Annotated in this window: 13 protein-coding genes and 1 pseudogene; 13 read left to right on the top strand and 1 reads right to left on the bottom strand. The window is 65.6% G+C overall.

The window, feature by feature from the left end:
* Nucleotides 1-34 precede the first annotated feature (34 nt).
* From C1737_RS12845 to C1737_RS12830, 4 genes are all read left to right on the top strand, one after another.
* Nucleotides 35-619 carry a cupin domain-containing protein gene (locus tag C1737_RS12845; RefSeq protein ID WP_369807560.1) on the top strand — a complete coding sequence of 195 codons (585 nt, stop codon included), beginning with the start codon at nt 35-37 and terminating at the stop codon, nt 617-619.
* 47 nt (nt 620-666) lie between these two features.
* Entirely contained in the window at nt 667-3,378 is a 2,712-nt protein-coding gene (locus C1737_RS12840; protein ID WP_199182833.1) for an AAA family ATPase, read from the top strand.
* A gap of 27 nt (nt 3,379-3,405) precedes the next feature.
* Entirely contained in the window at nt 3,406-6,204 is a 2,799-nt protein-coding gene (locus C1737_RS12835; RefSeq protein ID WP_102418576.1) for a LuxR family transcriptional regulator, read from the top strand.
* 108 nt (nt 6,205-6,312) lie between these two features.
* Entirely contained in the window at nt 6,313-7,218 is a 906-nt protein-coding gene (locus C1737_RS12830; protein WP_068093835.1) for an SDR family NAD(P)-dependent oxidoreductase, read from the top strand.
* A gap of 37 nt (nt 7,219-7,255) precedes the next feature.
* Here C1737_RS12830 and C1737_RS12825 read toward each other — a convergent pair whose 3' ends face one another.
* A complete protein-coding gene (locus C1737_RS12825) occupies nt 7,256-8,200 on the bottom strand; it encodes a GlxA family transcriptional regulator (RefSeq protein WP_068093827.1) in 945 nt (314 codons plus the stop codon).
* A 172-nt stretch (nt 8,201-8,372) separates the two neighbouring features.
* Here C1737_RS12825 and C1737_RS12820 point away from each other — a divergent pair.
* From C1737_RS12820 to C1737_RS12780, 9 genes and pseudogenes are all read left to right on the top strand, one after another.
* Nucleotides 8,373-8,814, top strand: a pseudogene (locus C1737_RS12820) (HD domain-containing protein); the annotation flags it as partial.
* A gap of 73 nt (nt 8,815-8,887) precedes the next feature.
* On the top strand, nt 8,888-9,238 hold the full coding sequence (locus C1737_RS12815) for a hypothetical protein (protein WP_102418575.1): 351 nt from the start codon (nt 8,888-8,890) through the stop codon (nt 9,236-9,238).
* A gap of 313 nt (nt 9,239-9,551) precedes the next feature.
* Nucleotides 9,552-10,181, top strand: a complete 630-nt coding sequence (locus C1737_RS12810; protein ID WP_102418574.1) for a UbiX family flavin prenyltransferase — start codon at nt 9,552-9,554, stop codon at nt 10,179-10,181.
* A gap of 35 nt (nt 10,182-10,216) precedes the next feature.
* Nucleotides 10,217-11,809 carry a UbiD family decarboxylase gene (locus tag C1737_RS12805; RefSeq protein ID WP_102418573.1) on the top strand — a complete coding sequence of 531 codons (1,593 nt, stop codon included), beginning with the start codon at nt 10,217-10,219 and terminating at the stop codon, nt 11,807-11,809.
* Nucleotides 11,810-11,865: 56 nt separating this feature from the next.
* Entirely contained in the window at nt 11,866-12,774 is a 909-nt protein-coding gene (locus C1737_RS12800) for an alpha/beta hydrolase (protein WP_233214745.1), read from the top strand.
* Entirely contained in the window at nt 12,774-13,397 is a 624-nt protein-coding gene (locus C1737_RS12795; RefSeq protein ID WP_102418572.1) for a DsbA family protein, read from the top strand. Before C1737_RS12800 ends, C1737_RS12795 begins: the two co-directional genes overlap by 1 nt.
* Nucleotides 13,394-14,407, top strand: coding sequence for an LLM class flavin-dependent oxidoreductase (locus tag C1737_RS12790; RefSeq protein ID WP_102418571.1), 1,014 nt, complete (start codon nt 13,394-13,396; stop codon nt 14,405-14,407). The genes C1737_RS12795 and C1737_RS12790 overlap by 4 nt, the downstream gene beginning before the upstream one ends.
* 28 nt (nt 14,408-14,435) lie before the next feature.
* Nucleotides 14,436-15,209 carry an SDR family NAD(P)-dependent oxidoreductase gene (locus C1737_RS12785; RefSeq protein WP_102418570.1) on the top strand — a complete coding sequence of 258 codons (774 nt, stop codon included), beginning with the start codon at nt 14,436-14,438 and terminating at the stop codon, nt 15,207-15,209.
* Between the two features lie 378 nt (nt 15,210-15,587).
* Nucleotides 15,588-17,213, top strand: coding sequence for a GMC family oxidoreductase (locus C1737_RS12780; RefSeq protein ID WP_102418569.1), 1,626 nt, complete (start codon nt 15,588-15,590; stop codon nt 17,211-17,213).
* Nucleotides 17,214-17,234: the final 21 nt, after the last annotated feature.

Here is a 17,234-nt window from a genome sequence, read left to right as displayed (position 1 = left end):
CGCGTTGGAAGTCTTCGGACCCGTCGTGGAATTCATGACCCCACCGGACGAAGATCAGTTGTGCGTCATGCGCGCGGTCATCCCGCCCGGGGTGGTGGTCCCGCTCCACAGTCACAACGACTTCGAGGATTTCTACATCCTGGCGGGCAGCCACCAGGTACTTGTCGAGGTCGGCGGCGGCCTTCAATGGCGCGATGCTCAGGCCGGAGAGTACGTTCGGGTGCCGGGCGACGTCCCGCACGCGCACCGCAACGTCTCGCGCGAACCCGCCGTCGACTTGATCATCACGACAGCGCGCATGGGCCGGTTTTTTCGTGAGGTCGGGCGGCCCGTGGGCTCCGCGCCACCGACCACCCGGGAGGTGGCGCGCTTCGTCGAGGTTGCGGGGCGTTACGGCTACCGGTTGGCGACGCCGGACGAAAACGCTGCGGCATCACCGTGCCCACGTTCTCGGGGTGACGGGGCGCGAAACAAGGGGCGTGGCTGCGCAAGTGGAAATCGGTATAACAGGTCCGGGAGGTGGGTCACCAGGCCGGTTCGGGAAACCGCTTCCACTACCGTAGGAAGGCGGAGTCTTCGCACCGGATACGGTTTACCGGCCAGCGATGCAGTGGTATAGCGTCGGGTCGTGCCTATCCCGATTGAGGTCGCGGGGTAAGCGGAGTCGTGGAGCTTATCGGCCGGCAAGCCGAAACGGCGGTTCTCGACCAGCTTGTCCAGGCGATATCCGCCGGGGAGAGCCGCGCGCTGCTGATCTACGGCGAAGCAGGCGTTGGGAAGTCCGCGCTACTGGACTACTTGGAGGCGAAGGCTTCACGCTGCAGTGTGATACGTGCGGCCGGTGTCCAGTCCGAGATGGAACTAGCCTTCGCTGCGCTGCATCAACTGTGCGGGCCGCTGCTCGACCACCTCGAGCGCCTTCCCAGGCTGCAGCGTGAGGCGCTGCAGACGGCGTTCGGCATTATCGCCGGACCGCCACCGGACCGGTTTCTGGTCGGATTGGCATTTTTGAGCATGCTCTCCGAGGCGGCGGACGAGCGGCCGTTGGTCTGCCTGGTCGATGACGAGCAGTGGCTTGACCGTGCGTCCGCTCAGGTGCTTTCGTTCGTGGCTCGGCGTCTGCTCGCGGAATCCGTCGGATTGGTCTTTGCCACGCGAGTTCCGAGCCGTGATCTCGCCGGGTTGCCACACCTCGCGGTGGGTGGTCTGGCGGATCCTGAGGCCCGTGCGCTTTTGGACACGGTGCTGACCGGGCCGTTGGATGCGAAGGTGCGCGAGCAGATCGTCGCCGAGACGCACGGCAATCCACTGGCATTGGTGGAGCTGCCGCGCGGACTGAGTAACCAGGAACTGGCGGGCGGATTCGGACTGCCCACGGCCGCAAGGCTTTCCGGAACCGTCGAGGAAAGCTTTCGTCGGCGCATCAGTGCCATGCCAGATTCGACCCGCGAGCTGTTGCTTGTTGTGGCCGCGGAGCCGACCGGTGATCCGGCGTTGATTTGGCCGGCCGCGGCACAGCTGGGGATCGGCACCGACGCCGCGACGCCCGCGGTCGATGCCGGCCTGGTGGAGCTCGGCGCGCGGCTGTGGTTCCGGCACCCGCTAGCCCGTTCGGCGGCTTACCACTCGGCGTCGCTGTTGCGACGACAACGGGTCCACCGGGCCCTCGCCGGTGTCACGGATCCGGGGTCGGATCCAGACCGATGCGCCTGGCATCTGGCCCACGCCACGGCCAAGCCGGACGAGCACGTAGCGGCCGAGCTGCTTCGTTCCGCCGATCGGGCGCGCGCGCGTGGTGGCGTGGCCGCCGCGGCGGCCTTTCTTGAGCGCGCCACGGCTTTAACCGTCGACCCGGCCCAGCGAGCACAGCGGGCGCTCGACGCCGCGGCGGCCAAGGTCGAAGCGGGGGCATTCGACGCTGCGCTGGACTTGATTGCTCGGGCCGAGGCCGGGCCCTTGAACGACTTCCAGCGTGCACGCGTCGACCTGGTCCGCGCTCAGTTGGCCTTCGTCACCAACCGCGGCAGTGATGCGCCGCCGCTGCTGCTGAAGGCCGCCAAACAGCTCGAACGAATCAACTTAGCGCTTTCGCGCGCAACGTATCTGGAAGCAACGTCGGCGGCGATGTTCTCCGGTCGATTGGCGGCCGATTGCGGGGTCGTGGACGTGGCCCGCGCCGCCGCGGCATCGCCGCGGCCGCCGATGCCGCGACCGTCCGACTTGCTGCTCGACGGCTACGTCGCACGCTTCACCGACCGGTACGCGGTGGCGGTGCCGATCTTGCGCCGCGCGGTCAGTGCCGCCCTCGCGTCGTCGGGCGAGGCGCTGCGCATTTTTTGGCTGGCGAGCATCGCCGCGCTGGACCTCTGGGATGACAAGAGCTGGGAGCTGCTCTCGGAGAGGCACGTCGAGGTCGCCCGCACCACCGGCGTGTTGACGGAACTGCCGCTCGCTTTGAGCATGCGAGCGATATTGCTTCAATTCGCCGGGGAACTGACGGCCGCGGAGGCGCTTGTGCAGGAAGTGCGGGTGGTGACCGAGGCGACCGGCGCCGGGCTCGCGCCTTACGGCGCCCTGCTGCAGGCCGCATTTCGCGGCGACCAGGCCGAGGTGTCTGCGCTCGTCGAATCGACGACGAAAGACGTTACACGCCGCGGTGAAGGTATCGGGTTAGCCGTAGGCGAGCGCGCGGAAGCGGTGCTCAACAATGGAATTGGAAACTACAAGGTGGCGATGGCCGCAGCGCAATGCGCGGTCAAACATCCAGCGGACCTGGGCACATCGCCGTGGTGCCTGGTCGAGCTCGTCGAGGCAGCGATGCGCTGCGGCAGGGCCGACATCGCGACCGACGCCCTTGCTCGCCTTAGGGAGATGACGGATGCCTGCGGAACCGATTGGGCGCTGGGTGTCCAAGCACGTTCGCGCGCGCTGCTTTCCGATGGTGCCGAGGCCGAGCGCCAGTACCTCGACGCGATCGCGCGGCTCGGGCGCACCCGCATTCGTGCGGAACTTGCCCGCGCTCATCTGCTGTACGGCGAATGGTTGCGTCGCGAGCGCCGTCGCACCGATGCTCGGGCGCAGCTGCGAATCGCGCACGGCATGCTCGACGCCATGGGAATGGAGGCCTTCGCCGAGCGGGCCGGCCGCGAGCTGCAGGCCACGGGGGAGACCGCGCGCAAACGCACGACAGCTTCCGCCGATGGAGAACAGCTGACAGCGCAGGAAGCCCAGATCGCGCGGTTGGCCCGCGACGGGCTGTCGAACCCCGAGATCGGCGCGCGGCTATTCATCAGCGCTCGGACCGTTCAACACCACCTGCGGCAAGTGTTTACGAAGCTGGACATCAATTCACGCAGCCAGCTCGATCGCTTCCTTTGATTCGCCGTCGACGGGTAACCGCGCTGTATGCGGTGGGCTGGAGGCTCGGATAGCGTCGGTTCTGTGTCGCGGTGCGAGGGCACGGAGTTGAGGCTGATAGGTCGCCACGCCGAGTGTGGTGCTCTCGGTCGACTGGTGGCCGCGGTGTGCGACGGTGAGAGCCGGGCCCTGGTGGTGCATGGTGAGGCGGGTGTCGGCAAAACGGCGCTCTTGGAGTACCTGGCCGGGCAGGCGTCGGGCTGCAAGGTTGTGCACGCCGCCGGGATTCAGTCGGAGATGGAGCTGGCGTTCGCCGGGTTGCACCAGCTCTGCGCGCCCATGCTCGATCGACTGGCGCGCCTACCAGCGCCGCAGCGAGAAGCCCTGGAGACCGCATTCGGCGTGAGCACCGGGTCGGCGCCGGACCAGTTCCTTCTCGGCCTATCCGTCCTGAGCTTGCTGTCGGACGTGGCCGAGGAACAGCCGCTGCTGTGCCTGATCGACGATCAGCAGTGGCTGGACCGCGCCTCGTCGCAGATCTTTGCGTTCGTCGCCCGCCGCCTCGGCGCGGAAGCGGTTGGCGTTGTCTTCGCGACCCGAGTGCCCGGGGTGGAATTGGCCGGCCTGCCGGAGCTGGTCGTCAGCCGTCTGCCGAAAGGAGACGCGCGTGCGCTCCTGGACTCGGCACTGCCGGGGTCGTTGGACGGGCGGGTGCGCGATCAAATCGTCGCTGAGACGCGCGGCAACCCGCTGGCCTTGATGGAGCTGCCTCGCCGCATGACCTCGGCAGAACTGGCCGGAGGTTTCGGGCTGCCGGCAGCGGCGCCCCTTGCCGGTGCCGTCGAGGAGAGCTTTCGCCGTCGCCACGCCGCATTGCCCGCCGAGGCCCAACTCCTGCTTCTGCTCGCAGCGGCCGATCCCACCGGCGACCCGGCACTGGTCTGGAGTGCCGCGGAGCGGCTTGGCGTCGCGGCCTCGGCCGCGGCCGAGGCCGCCGACGCGGGTCTGGCCGAGATCGGCACCCAGGTGCGGTTCCGGCACCCCTTGGCTCGCTCAGCGACCTACTGGTCGGCGTCGCCGGCCGAGCGCCGAGTGGTCCACGGCGCACTCGCGGCAGTTACCGATCCGACACTCGATCGCGACCGCCGGATCTGGCACCTCGCCGAGGCCGCTCCCGGCCCGGACGAGGAGATAGCCGAGGAGCTGGAGCACTGCGCCGACCAGGTACGGGCGCGGGGTGGGCTTGCCGCGGCGGCGGCGTTCCTCGAACGCGCCGCGCGGTTGACGCTCGATCCGGGGCTGCGGGCCGGGCGGGCGCTCGCCGCGGCACACACCAAGGTGCAGGCGGGCGCCTTCGATGCGGCGGCGGCCCTGCTGGCGATGGCGAAAGCTGGGCCGCTCGACGATCTGCAACGGGCGCGCGTCGACCTTCTGCGGGCTCAAGTCGCGTTCGCCACGAGCCGGGGCGGCGACGCTCCACGCCTGCTGCTGATGGCCGCGAGGCGATTCGAGCCGATCGAGGCCGGTCTCGCCCGGGAGACCTACCTCGACGCCATCAACGCCGCGGCGTTCGCTGGCCGCCTGGCCAGCCGCGGCGGCGGGGTTCTCGAAGTGGCTCGAGCCGCAGCCGCGGCCCCGCAACCACCGCGGGGCCACCGCGCGCCCGACGTCCTTCTCGACGGCCTGGCGGTCAACTTCGTCGAGGGGTACGCCGCAGCGGTGCCCGGCCTGCGGGACGCGCTGACGGCGTTCGGCGCCGGCATGTCGGCGGACGAGGAACTGCGCTGGATGTGGCTCATCAACCTAGCGGCCCTGCACCTGTGGGATGACGCGCGCTGGGACGCACTATCGGTCCGCTACCTCCAGCTCGCGCGCAAGGTCGGCGCCCTGAACGAGCTGCCGCTCGCCCTGAGCACGAGGGCCATGATGCTGTTGTGGGTCGGTGACCTGACCGCCGCGAGCACGTTGATCGACGAGCAATCCACGGTCACGGAGGCGACGGGGAGCAATCTCGCGCCCTACACCGCGATGCGCCTCGCGGCGATGCGCGGCAGGAAAGCGCAGGCGTCCGCCCTGATCGAGGCCACCAACACGGAGGTGTCCAAGCGAGGCGAAGGCATCGGGGTGGCCTGCGCCGAGTGGACAAGGGCCGTGTTGCACAACGGCTTTGGCGATTACCCGGAGGCGATGGCCGCTGCCCAGCTGGCTCTCTACCATCAGGAGTACCCCGATGTGCGATACCCGGGCATTGCGAACTGGGCCGCGGCGGAGCTCGTGGAGGCGGCCGTACGTGGCGGGATGACCGAGACCGCGACCGTCGCTATTCGTTGGCTGGCCGAGATGACCGCCGCCAGTGGCACCGACTGGGCGCTCGGGGTGGAAAAGCGCTCGCGCGCACTGATGGCGGAGGGGGAGAACGCCGAGCGCCTCTACCGGGCGGCGATCACGCACTTCGGGAAAAGCCGTGTCCGCACCGAGCTCGCCCGAGCGCACCTGATCTACGGCGAATGGCTCGCCCGGGAACGCCGACGCGTCGACGCGCGCGAGCAGCTGCACACCGCTCACCACATGCTGGAGACCATGGGTATGGCGGGGTTCGCGGAGCGGGCGCGGCGCGAACTGGATGCCATCGGTGCAACCGCCCGCAAGCGCACAGCCATCACGAGCACCGTTGAACTGACCGCCCAAGAGACCCAGATAGCCCGTCTGGCCCGCGAAGGGCTGTCTAACCCCGAGATCGGAGCCCGGCTGTTTATCAGCGCCAAAACGGTCCAGTACCACCTGCGCAAGGTCTTCGCCAAGCTCGGTATCACCTCCCGAAGCCAGCTCGACAATGCCTTGACCTAGCGGAGAAGTGGTCGACTAGCCACCGGCGGATGCGATTGCCGGCCCGTTGGCGCCAGGATCTCATTGACGCACAAGACGCACAAGACCAGCGGGACGGGAGCTGCTTCGATGGGTCAGGACGTGATCGTGGTGACCGGCGCAGCGAGTGGCTTCGGTCGGCTGGGCTCCGAGGCATTGGCGCTGGCGGGCCACACGGTCTATGCGTCGATGCAAGACATCAACGGCCGCAATGCATCCCAGATCGAAGCGATCGGCTGCTTCGCGAAGGACAACGGGGTTGAGCTGTGGACCGTGGAAATGGACGTGCAGTCGCAGCCTTCGGTGGACGCAGCGATCGAAAGGATTTTCGTCGCCAACGGCCGTATCGACGTGGTGATACACAACGCGGGACACATGGCATTCGGGCCGGCCGAGGCCTTTACGCCGGAACAGCTGGCCGAACTCTATGACGTCAACGTTGTGGGGACACAGCGAGTCAACCGCGCGGTGCTGCCGCACATGCGACGACAGCGCCAGGGTCTTCTGGTATGGGTGTCCAGCAGCAGTTCCGCGGGGGGCATGCCACCGTATCTGGCGCCATATTTCGCGGCGAAGGCCGCGATGGACTCGCTCGCGGTGGCCTATGCATGTGAGTTAACCCGATGGGGCATAGAGACCTCCATCATCGTTCCCGGCGCATTCACGAGCGGGACCAACCACTTCACCGATGCCGGCTCACCCGCAGACCGCGTGATTGTGGGCCAGTACGAGGCCGGACCCTACGCGGGTTTAGGAACCCGGGTCCAGGAGGCCCTCGCCGTGATCGGGGCGCACGGAGCCGACGTGTCCACGGTTGCCGACGCAGTGGTCAACGTGGTCGACACCGCATTTGGGAAGCGTCCGTTTCGAGTCCACATCGACCCGGCCAACGATGGTGCCGATGTCGGCTTCGCCTTGCTCGACCGGCTCAGGGCCGAGATGTTGCATCGCGTCGGATTGTCGGACCTGCTGAAACCGGCCGGTTGGGGTAGGTAACGAGTGCGTCCTTGATCACCTTGCAGCAGAGGAGTTTTCAGGTGCAGGCCGTGCGGAATCTGTCTCGGTAGGCCTTGGGGGTGATGCCCAGATGATTGAGAAACACCCGTCTCAATGTCTCCGTACTGCCAAACCCTGCCAGGTCTGCGGCCTCGGCGATGGTGCGACCGGCTTCGAGTGCCGTGCGCGCGAAGTCGATTCGCACCAACTCGACGTAGCGCGCCGGCGTCAATCCGAGGTCCGACTGAAACAGTCGGGTCAGTTGACGTGTGCTCAGAGATGCCCGGGCCGCAAGCCTTTTCACGCTGTGGTCGGCCCCGGGGTCGGCGTTGATTGCGTCGGTGACCGCTCGCAGGGGGGAATCCGGCGGCGGATCGGCCTCGATCATGACCGAGAACTGCGACTGTCCGCCAGCGCGTTTGAGGTATACCACCAACGCGCGCGCGACTTCACGGACCAACTCCGGGCCGTAATCGAGTTCGACCAACGCTAACGCGAGGTCGATTCCCGACGACACGCCCGCGGAGGTAAACACGTCGCCGTCGCGGACAAAGATCGCATCCGGTTCGACCCCGACATCGGGAAAGGCTCGGGCCAAGCGTCCGGTATGCCGCCAATGCGTCGTGGCGCGACGGCCGCTGAGCAGCCCCGCCTGCGCCAGGATGAACGAGCCCGTGCATACGGATGCCAGCCGCCGCGTCCGGGCCGGCACCGTTTTGAGCGCCTCGACGAGCGCGAGATCGATCGGCCGCCCGACCAGATTGTCTCCGCCGGCGACCAGGACCGTATCGGCGGACTCGATGGACGAAATGCTCCGGGTGACGGCGAACCGCGTCCCTATCGAAGTGGTGACGTCGTTCCCATCCACCGACGCGATCTCCAGCGAATAGTTCGCGCCGAACCGGTTGGCTTCGACGAAGACCTCCGCGGGCCCTGCCGTGTCCAACAGCTTTACGCCGTCGAAGACGACGATCACCACCACGCGGGGTATTGCGCTGATGCCGACCACCCGCTCATCGTGTCGCGTCGGCGGCGTCAAGTTCAAGCCAACCGTGTCGCATTCTGTGGGAAGGACGGCGCGAATTCCAGCGCCGGGGTGGCCGAGGAACCCGGAAACTTGCCAGAAGGATCGCTCAAGGAGACGAGAAAAGATCATGGCCTTCCTGTTCGTTGCACTGCAGGGCCACCGCCGCGGACCGCGGCCAGAGCTGGAGCTTCTGTACGTCGGCGCGATGTTTCACGATGTCGGCCTTACCCAGCCCGGCCGCACCTCGAACCTTCGCTTCGAAGTGAACGGCGCCGACGCGGCGCGAGACTTCCTGGTGCGACGCGGCGTTGACAAAGCCGACACCGAAAAGGTGTGGCTGAGCATCGCCCTGCACACCCCTCCGGGGATCCCCGAGTTCCTCGAACCCGAAATCGCCGTGTTCACAGCAGGTGTCGAGACCGACGTCCTGGGCATCTGCCGCGAAGACCTCCCTCCCGAAGCCCTTGCCGTCACTGCCGCCGATCCACGCACGGATCTTGGCAGCCTTCAACGACGGCATGACGCATCGCCCGCACACCACCTTCGGCACCGTCAATGCGGACGTGCTTTCAGCTCGACATCGGCGAGTCCTTGATACAACTGAGCGGCGCCGTCCCCTGGTGGAACGTTGAGGGCGACACCATGACGACTCACAACACCCACGAGATTTTGTTCACTAATCTGCCGGCGGAAGATGCGGATCGCGCAATCGCCCGGATGAGGCCGTTCAGCAGCTTCGCGGTCACCGAGGTACTGACCGCCGCGGCCTGGCATGCCGTGCCATCCACGTACATCGTCTGCGAGAAGGACAGGGCGGTCGCCGACCAGGATGTCATCGCGGCGAGGGCGACCCAGACGCGTCGCTTGCCCGCCGACCAAACACCTTTGCTGTCGATGCTCCAGGCTCTGACCGACCTGATGGTGGAGGCGGCCAACAACGGCCACATGAGTCCGGCCCCGCATCCGACAAATCGAAGGCAGCAGGAGCTATGACCGCGGATGCCGACCCCGGCGGAGAGCAGGTACCACTGCTGGTCGTGTGCGCTGTTATCGGCATGACGATCACGTTCGAGCTGCCGCGACTCCGGATAGTCGCATCGATAGTTCGGGTTCTCGGCATGGTTCGTCGACAGCTCACCGCTGCACCCAAATTACCTGCCATGGCTAGCCACCGGCGGATGCGATGTCGGCTCGATGCGCCGCAAGCTGGTCAATGACCGGTGGAAGGACACGCGATGAGCAGCCGAATCGTCGCTTCGGTGCGCATTCGAGCAGATCCGGGCGACCGGCTGAGAGGAGGACGGCGATGCGCTTAGTGGTCGCTATGACCGGAGCGACGGGTGCCGCCCTGGGCATCCGTCTGCTGGAAGTACTTGGGCAGCTGGGGGTCGAGACACACCTGATTCTCAGCGACTGGGCACGGGCGACGATCAAGATGGAGACGAACACCGGCGTCGACGAGGTGCGGGCACTGGCCTCACACGTGTACAGCGCCCGTGATCTTACCGCGGGCATTTCCAGCGGGTCGTTCCGCACCGATGGCATGGTGGTGTGCCCGTGCAGCATGAAGACGTTGAGCGCCATCCGGATTGGCTTCAGCGACAACCTGATCACTCGTGCCGCCGACGTGACGCTCAAGGAGCGGCGCAGGCTGGTCCTGGTCGCGCGGGAGGCTCCCTTGAGCGAGATCCACCTGGAGAACATGCATTACCTGGCGCGCGCCGGTGCCGTGATCTTCCCGCCGATGGTGGCCTATTACACCAAGCCCACCTCGGTCGACGAGGTGACGAACCAGGTGGTCGGGCGGGTCATCGACCAACTGGGGATCGAGCACTGCCTGATCAAACGCTGGAAGGAAGATCCACCGCCGGTTGGGGTGAATGGGCACGGAAACCTCGCGGAATCCGATGACTGGCTCGTCACAAACGGCCGATAGAAGAACAGCCTCCAAAACCCTGTGAGGAGAACGAAATGACCGCGACGACAAGCCTTCCTGAAACCATCAACGTTTCCAGCGCCCAAGAATCGGGGCCAGATCAGCGCAGCTGGTTGGCCACCCTCGAAGCCGCGGGCCAGCTACGCCGCATCACGGCCCCCGTCGACTGGGATGAGGAGATCGGGGCGATCACCCGCGCCAACCTTGCCCTCGGCGGCCCGGCACTGCTGTTCGAGAACATCATTGGCCATGAGAACACTCGGTGCACAAAGCTTTTGACGTCGGCACTGGGCAGCCGGCGTCAGGTGCAGCTGATGCTGGGGCTGCCCGAAGGCACCAGTGACTCGGCGATCGTGCGTCACCTCCGGGAGGCGTTCAAGAATCCGATCCCGCCGCGGGTGGTCGATACCGGCCCGGTCAAGGAGAACATCCTCGAGGGCGACGACATCAATTTGTGGGAGCTTCCGGTCCCCAAGTGGCACGGCGAGGACGGTGGTCGCTACATCGACACGTTCTGCGGTGTGGTCACCGAGGACAAGGTGACGGGGCGCGACAACATCGGTTGCTACCGGGGCCAGATCGTCGACCGTGACAAGATCGCCAAGCTCCTGGTGCCCAGTCAGGGTTGGGGCGGCCACATGGAGGAGTACAAGCCGGAGCCGATGCCGGTCGCCGTCGTGTACGGGTGGCACGACGTGCTAGGGTTCTGCGCCGGGAGCCCGTTTCCGAAGAACATCTGCGAATGGGACATGATGGGTGCCCTGCTCGGGCGCCCGGTTGACCTGGTGGCCTGCGAAACGGTGCCGTTGCACGTCCCGGCGACCGCGGAAATCGTCGTCGAGGGCTTCATCGATCCCGACCCCTCGACCTTCGTCGTCGAGGGTCCCTTCGCCGAGTACCCCGGCTTCATTGGTGGCGCGGCACCGGCGCCGGTGCTGCGGGTCACCCGGATCACCCACCGCAACGATCCGGTGCTGCGCGGCACCCTGGAAGGGATACGGCCGGGATGCTTAAACGAAGACAGCATCGTCAACTTCGCGCGGTCGGCGATCACCTGGAACGTGCTCGACGACCTCGGGATCGGCGGCATCACCGACCTGTGGATGACTGAGGTGACAAACGGCCAAAACACTCTGGTGCAGATCCAGAAGCGCTACCGGGGTCACGCGCAGCAGATCGCCTCGGCGCTTTGGGGGACAGGCGGATCGGTGTGGTTTCACAAGAACGTCATGGTCGTTGAGGAGGACATCGACCTCCACGACCCGGTCGCGCTGGACTGGGCCATGTCATACCGGGTCAACGCCCGCCTCGGTGATATCGCATTCTTCGGCCCGGGTCTCGGCTCATCGCTCGACCCGTCGACACCGCCGGAGTTGAATGACACCAACAAATACGGCGCCGGCCAATGGACCCGGGTACTGATCGACGCCACCCGAAGCTGGGAGGTCGACCCGCGCCCGGAGTGGGGTGGGCGCCGCTTCCCGCCAACCGACAGGCTCACACCCGAGCTCGAGTCCAAAATCGCAAGCCGCTGGGAGGAGTACGGGATCGGCATCCCCTACCTCGACGATGGTGGGCGCGAAATGCTGACGCTGCAGAAACTGAGCAAACGGATGCCGGAAGTGTGATATCAGATTCCGCCCTCGAGCCGGCCGCCGCCGAATTCGCCGCAACGGCGGCCCACGTGCCACCGGTCTACGAAGTGACGCCAACCGAAGCGCGCGACGGGCTGGAGGATATCCAGTCGTCTCCGGCCGCCAAGCCCGACGTCGACAGTGCATGGATGACCGTCGGGGCCGGTGGCGCCCAGGTGCGCGTCCGCCTCGTCAAACCGGTTGGGGCAAAAGGCCTTTTTCCTGCCGTGCTATACCTGCACGGTGGCGGATGGGTGCTCGGCAGCGCTGCAACCCACGACCGCCTGGTGCGTGAGCTTTGTGTAGGCGTGCACGCCGCCGTCGTGTTCGTCGAATATGATCGCGCACCGGAGGCCCGCTATCCGGTCGCGCTCGAGCAGGCCTACGCGGCCGCACGCTGGATCCAGCGAAACGGCTCGAGTGCCGGTGTCGACGGCACCCGCGTGGCGGTCGCCGGTGACTCGGCCGGCGGCAATTTGGCCGCCGCGTTGGCCTTGCTGGCCCGCCGGCGCGGCGACGTCACCTTCGTTCACCAGTCGTTGTACTACCCGGTGACCGACGCCTCGCAAAACACCCCGAGTTACCGTGATTTCGCCGAAGGTCCGCACCTGACTGCCAAGGCCATGGCCTGGTTCTGGGATGCGTATCTGCCCGATCTGGATCGGCGCGACGACGTCCTCGCCTCACCGCTGAGGGCCGGCGTCGGCGAACTCGCCGGACTGCCTGAGGCGTTCGTCGTCGTGGACGAATGCGACGTCCTGCGTGACGAAGCAGAGGCCTATGCCCGCAAGCTGACCGCCGCCGGGGTGCATTGCACCAGCGTCCGCTACAACGCCACGATTCATGACTTCATGATGCTGAACGCCCTGCGCGAAACCGCTGCGGCGACCGCAGCGATCACACAAGCGATCGACGTGCTGCGGGGATCTTTGAAAGCGTCTCCGCCAGTGAGGAACTGATGAGTGACGCGCCGAGGCCGGTACTGCACTGGTACGACTTCATATGCCCGTTCTGCTACATCGGGCAGTCGAGGTCCGCCCTCCTGGTGGAGGCCGGCCTCGAGGTCATCTCACTGCCATTCCAGGCGCATCCCGACATCCCGGCCGGCGGTCTCGTTATCGGTCCCCGTCGTGGGCCGAGGTCCGAGATGCTCGAGCGGGAGGCGGCAGCGGAGGGACTGGTGCTGAACTGGCCGGATCGAATCCCCAACAGCAGGAGTGCTTTAGCCGCCGCCGAATGGGTTCGCCGCAATCAGCCGGCCGCCTTCGACGAGCTCCAGCGGGGGTTGTACCAGGCGCACTTCGCTCTCGGTGAAGACATCGAGGATCAACAGGTCATCGACCGACACGCGGTAAAGGCCGGCGTGGACCCGGGCGCACTGCACACCGCGCTCGCCGACGGCACTGCCTACGCCGCTGTCCATTTGTTGGAACGGACCGGGCAGCAGTGCGGCGTCTGCGGCACACCCGCGTGGCTGCTCTGCGGCAGGTTGGTAGCCGGGCTAGTGCCCATGTCGGAATTTGAGCGCATTGCCCACGATGCGTTGGCTCAGCGAGCGCGATTGGAGAGGAGCAACCAATGACCGCGATCGATGTAAGTGTGGCGCTGCCACCGTCATTCGAGTCGGCTGAGCACATTGTCGCGGCGGAGAAACTGGGCTATCGCCGGGCCTATCTCTACGACACCCCGTTCGGAGGCGATGACGTCTGGCTCGGCCTGCACCGTGCGGCGGAGCGGACCACGACGATCGAGCTGGGTCCCGCGGTATTGATTCCGACGCAGCGCCACCCGTTGGTCAACGCCGCCGAGACCGTCTCACTGCATCGACGGGCGCCGGGGCGGATTGTGACCTCTTTCGGCACCGGGTTCTCCAGCCGCGCGGCCATCGGCCAGCCGCCGATCCGATGGTCCTACATGGAGTGCTATATCCGTGCCTACCAGGCGCTGTTGGCAGGAGAGGCGACCGACTGGGAAGGCGCGGCCATCAAGTTGATGCTGACCTCGGCGCAAGCCGACGCACTGCCCCTGCGAATCCCGTTGCTGGTGGCGGCAACCGGACCCAAGGGTGCCGGCGTCGCCAAGCGGCTCGGCGCCGACGGGCTGATCTCCATGTTCGACGTCGTGCCCGGTCAGAGCGACTTTATTCGCGCGGTGGTCGCCACCATGGGTACCGTCCTCGACGAAGGGGAGGACTTGGCCGGCGAACGCGTCCGATCAGTGGTCGGCGCCCCATGGGCCGCGGCATATCACTTCATCTATGTCACCAAGGGCGCCGACGCAGTGCGTGGGATGCCCGGAGGCTCCGCCTGGCTAGGCGTAATCGAGAAGGTTCCTCAGCGCCTGCGCCACCTGCACATTCACCAGGGCACCATGGTCGAGATGAACGACGCCGACCTGGCCGGTTGGCGTGCCGGAGGTTACGCCTCGGTCCCCTCGGTCACCCTGAGCGGAACCGCCGAGACTGTCGGAAAGGCCGTGGCCGCAATGGCCCAAGCCGGCGCCACCGAGATCGTCATCGAGCCCTCGGGTCCCGACATTCCACGCGAACTCGACAGATTCATCGTGGCCGTCCACGGTAGCTCTGTCGGGTAGCTGATCGCACTGGCCAGTAGGAGGCGGTATGACCGATCGACGCGCGGTTGTTACAGGCGCAAACGGGGGAATTGGGTCGGCGATCTGCCAGCGGCTGCGAACCGACGGCATCGAGGTACGAACGACGGACATCGCCGGCCCAGCAGATGCCGTGCTGGATCTGACCGCTGACCCGATACCCGATTGGCTCGGCAGCGACGTCGACATCTGCGTGGCGGTCGCGGGCGTCGTCGACACCTACGCTCCCGCGCATTCGATGTCGGCCGAAAAGTGGTCGCGAGACATCGACGTCAACCTGACGGGCGCTTTTCGGGTCATTCAAGCATGTCTCTCGGGCATGCGAGAACGTGGTTTTGGTCGCATTGTCGCGATTTCGAGCGTCGCGGGACGCAATGGGGCGTTAGGCAAAGTCGCCTATGCCGCATCGAAAGCTGGACTGCACGGCATGATTCGCACCATCGCGATGGAGAACTGTTCCCTTGGAATCACCGCCAATTCAGTTCTGCCGGGCGTCATCGCCACGCCCAAAGCGATGACCCTCCCCGCGGCGGACCAAGAACGTATCTGTGCGGCACTGCCGAGCGGCCGGTCCGGGCGCCCCGAGGAGGTCGCCGATCTGGTCGCCTTCCTCGTCAGTGATCGCGCCGGGTACATCACCGCGCAGGACATTTCCATCGACGGTGGCATGGAACTGAATACGTTGTTTGTGTGGCCAATCCGCTTGCAGGACAAAGTTACTCCCTCGACACGTACGTCGGAAGGACACACGCCTTGCCCATCTACCAGTGTTACAGACCACTAGGATGCTGACATCCTCTGCGCTTTCAACGACGCCACGAACCCCTAGATCCGACCTCGCGCGCTGCAGCATCGTCGACGTCATCCTCAACAGCGGCCGGCCCGAATAGCAGGCCGCGAGGGCTTGCCCGGCACAGATGTCCAGCTTGGCCGGAGAGTTCGCTAACGCGTTGCGCGGTGTGAAGCGCGGGTGTGATGCGTTTCAGTTGGCGTTCGACACTTGTTCCGTCCTTCGGAACACCTAGTTGGATCCACGGCGACCTTTTGCGTATTCATAGCTATGTCGTTGGCCTGAACGACCTCGTCCTGGAGGCGGCTAACCACAACGGTTTGCAGTGGATCGGGCATCCCAGAAATCAAATTCTCCGAAAGGTGGTCATTAATGACGAAATCATTGCGGCACCGGGCATTTGATGATCCCGAAGCGGTGGCGCACGGAGACGTGCGGCGGCTGGCACATTCGACGCTGGCACCCGAATACGACTTCATCGTGTGCGGGTCTGGATCATCGGGCTCGGTGGTCGCCAGGAGGATCGCCGAAAACCCTGACATATCAGTGCTTCTCCTCGAAGCCGGCACTCACGACGCGACTCCTTCCGTGATGGTGCCTGCCTTGTGGCCGACAAATTTGGGATCCGAACGCGACTGGGGACATCGAAGCGAGCCCAATCCCCACATCAACAATCGCGCGCTGCCGATGTCTATGGGCAAGGTTCTCGGTGGAGGATCGAGCATCAACGTGATGGCGTGGTCGCGCGGCCATCGGGCGGACTGGGATTTCTTCGCCGCCGAGGCCAGGGACCCTGCTTGGAGCTATAGCGCGGTCGTCGATATTTATCGGCGTATCGAAGACTGGTTGGGCGCCCCCGATCCCCGATATCGGGGTAGTGGGGGACCTGTCGGAGTGCAACCGGCCACGAGCCCCGATGGTCTCGGCCGGACGACGCTCGAGGCCGCCAGAGCAATGGGTCTGCCCACCTTCGCGCATCCCAACGGCAGGATGATGGAGTACGACCGCGGCGCGGCCCTATGCGATGTCATCATTGTTGACGGCCGGCGCCAGTCGATCTTCCGCTCCTATGTCTATCCCATCTTGAGTAACCCGAATCTGACCGTCCTTACCGAAACCTCGGTCACCCGGCTTTCCATCGAAGGGAACCGAGTCACCGGTGTCGAGGTACGCCGCGATGGAAGACTGCAGCATGTCGCGGCACGCGGAGAAGTTGTGCTTTCGCTGGGAGCGATCAATACGCCGAAGGTGTTGATGCAGTCTGGTATCGGGGATGCTGCTGAGATGCGCGAGTTCGGCATCGAGGTTCGCCAACACCTGCCCGGCGTCGGCAAGAACCTCCAGGACCATGCATGCTTACCGGTCAATTACGAGTTTGCGCAACCGTTCGAATCGACAAACCAGGGGGAAGCACAGCTGTTCTGGACGAGCGATCCCGATTTGGACGCCCCGGATCTATTCTGCTGTCAGGCGGCGGTGCCGTTGGCCAGCCCGGAGAATATCGCCCGCTTCGGTCAACTGCCGGCGTCATGCTGGACACTGTGCGGCTCACTCACCCACCCCAGCAGTCGTGGATTCATCCGCTTGAGCGGCCCCGGGCCAGAAGATCCAGTCCGCGTGCACCTCAACTCACTGTCGCACCCGGATGATTTCGAGCTCGCGGTCTCGTGCGTGGAGTTCCTGCGGGACCTAGGGAATTCGTCCGCGCTTCGACCATTTATCAAAAATGAAGTCTTGCCAGGGAACCTCAAAGGTGACGATCTTAGAAGTTTCGTCAGAGATGGGGTGGTTCCTTACTGGCACACCTCTGGGACAGCCAAATTAGGCGAAGACCCACTTTCGGTGGTGGACAGTGATCTTCGGGTGCACGACTTGGAAAGTCTGCGAGTGGCAGACGCTTCCGTCATGCCGCGCGTCACGTCTGGCAACACGATGGCCCCCTGCGTCGTTATCGGTGAACGGGCCGCGGAATGCATCCGAGAACGGCACCACCTGTGACGCCGGGGCGCCGCGGGAGCC

Origin of the sequence: Mycobacterium sp. 4858 (assembly GCF_900240975.1) — a bacterium.
In the GTDB taxonomy this organism is placed as follows: Bacteria; Actinomycetota; Actinomycetes; order Mycobacteriales; family Mycobacteriaceae; genus Mycobacterium.
This window is presented reverse-complemented; position numbering and strand designations above follow the sequence as displayed.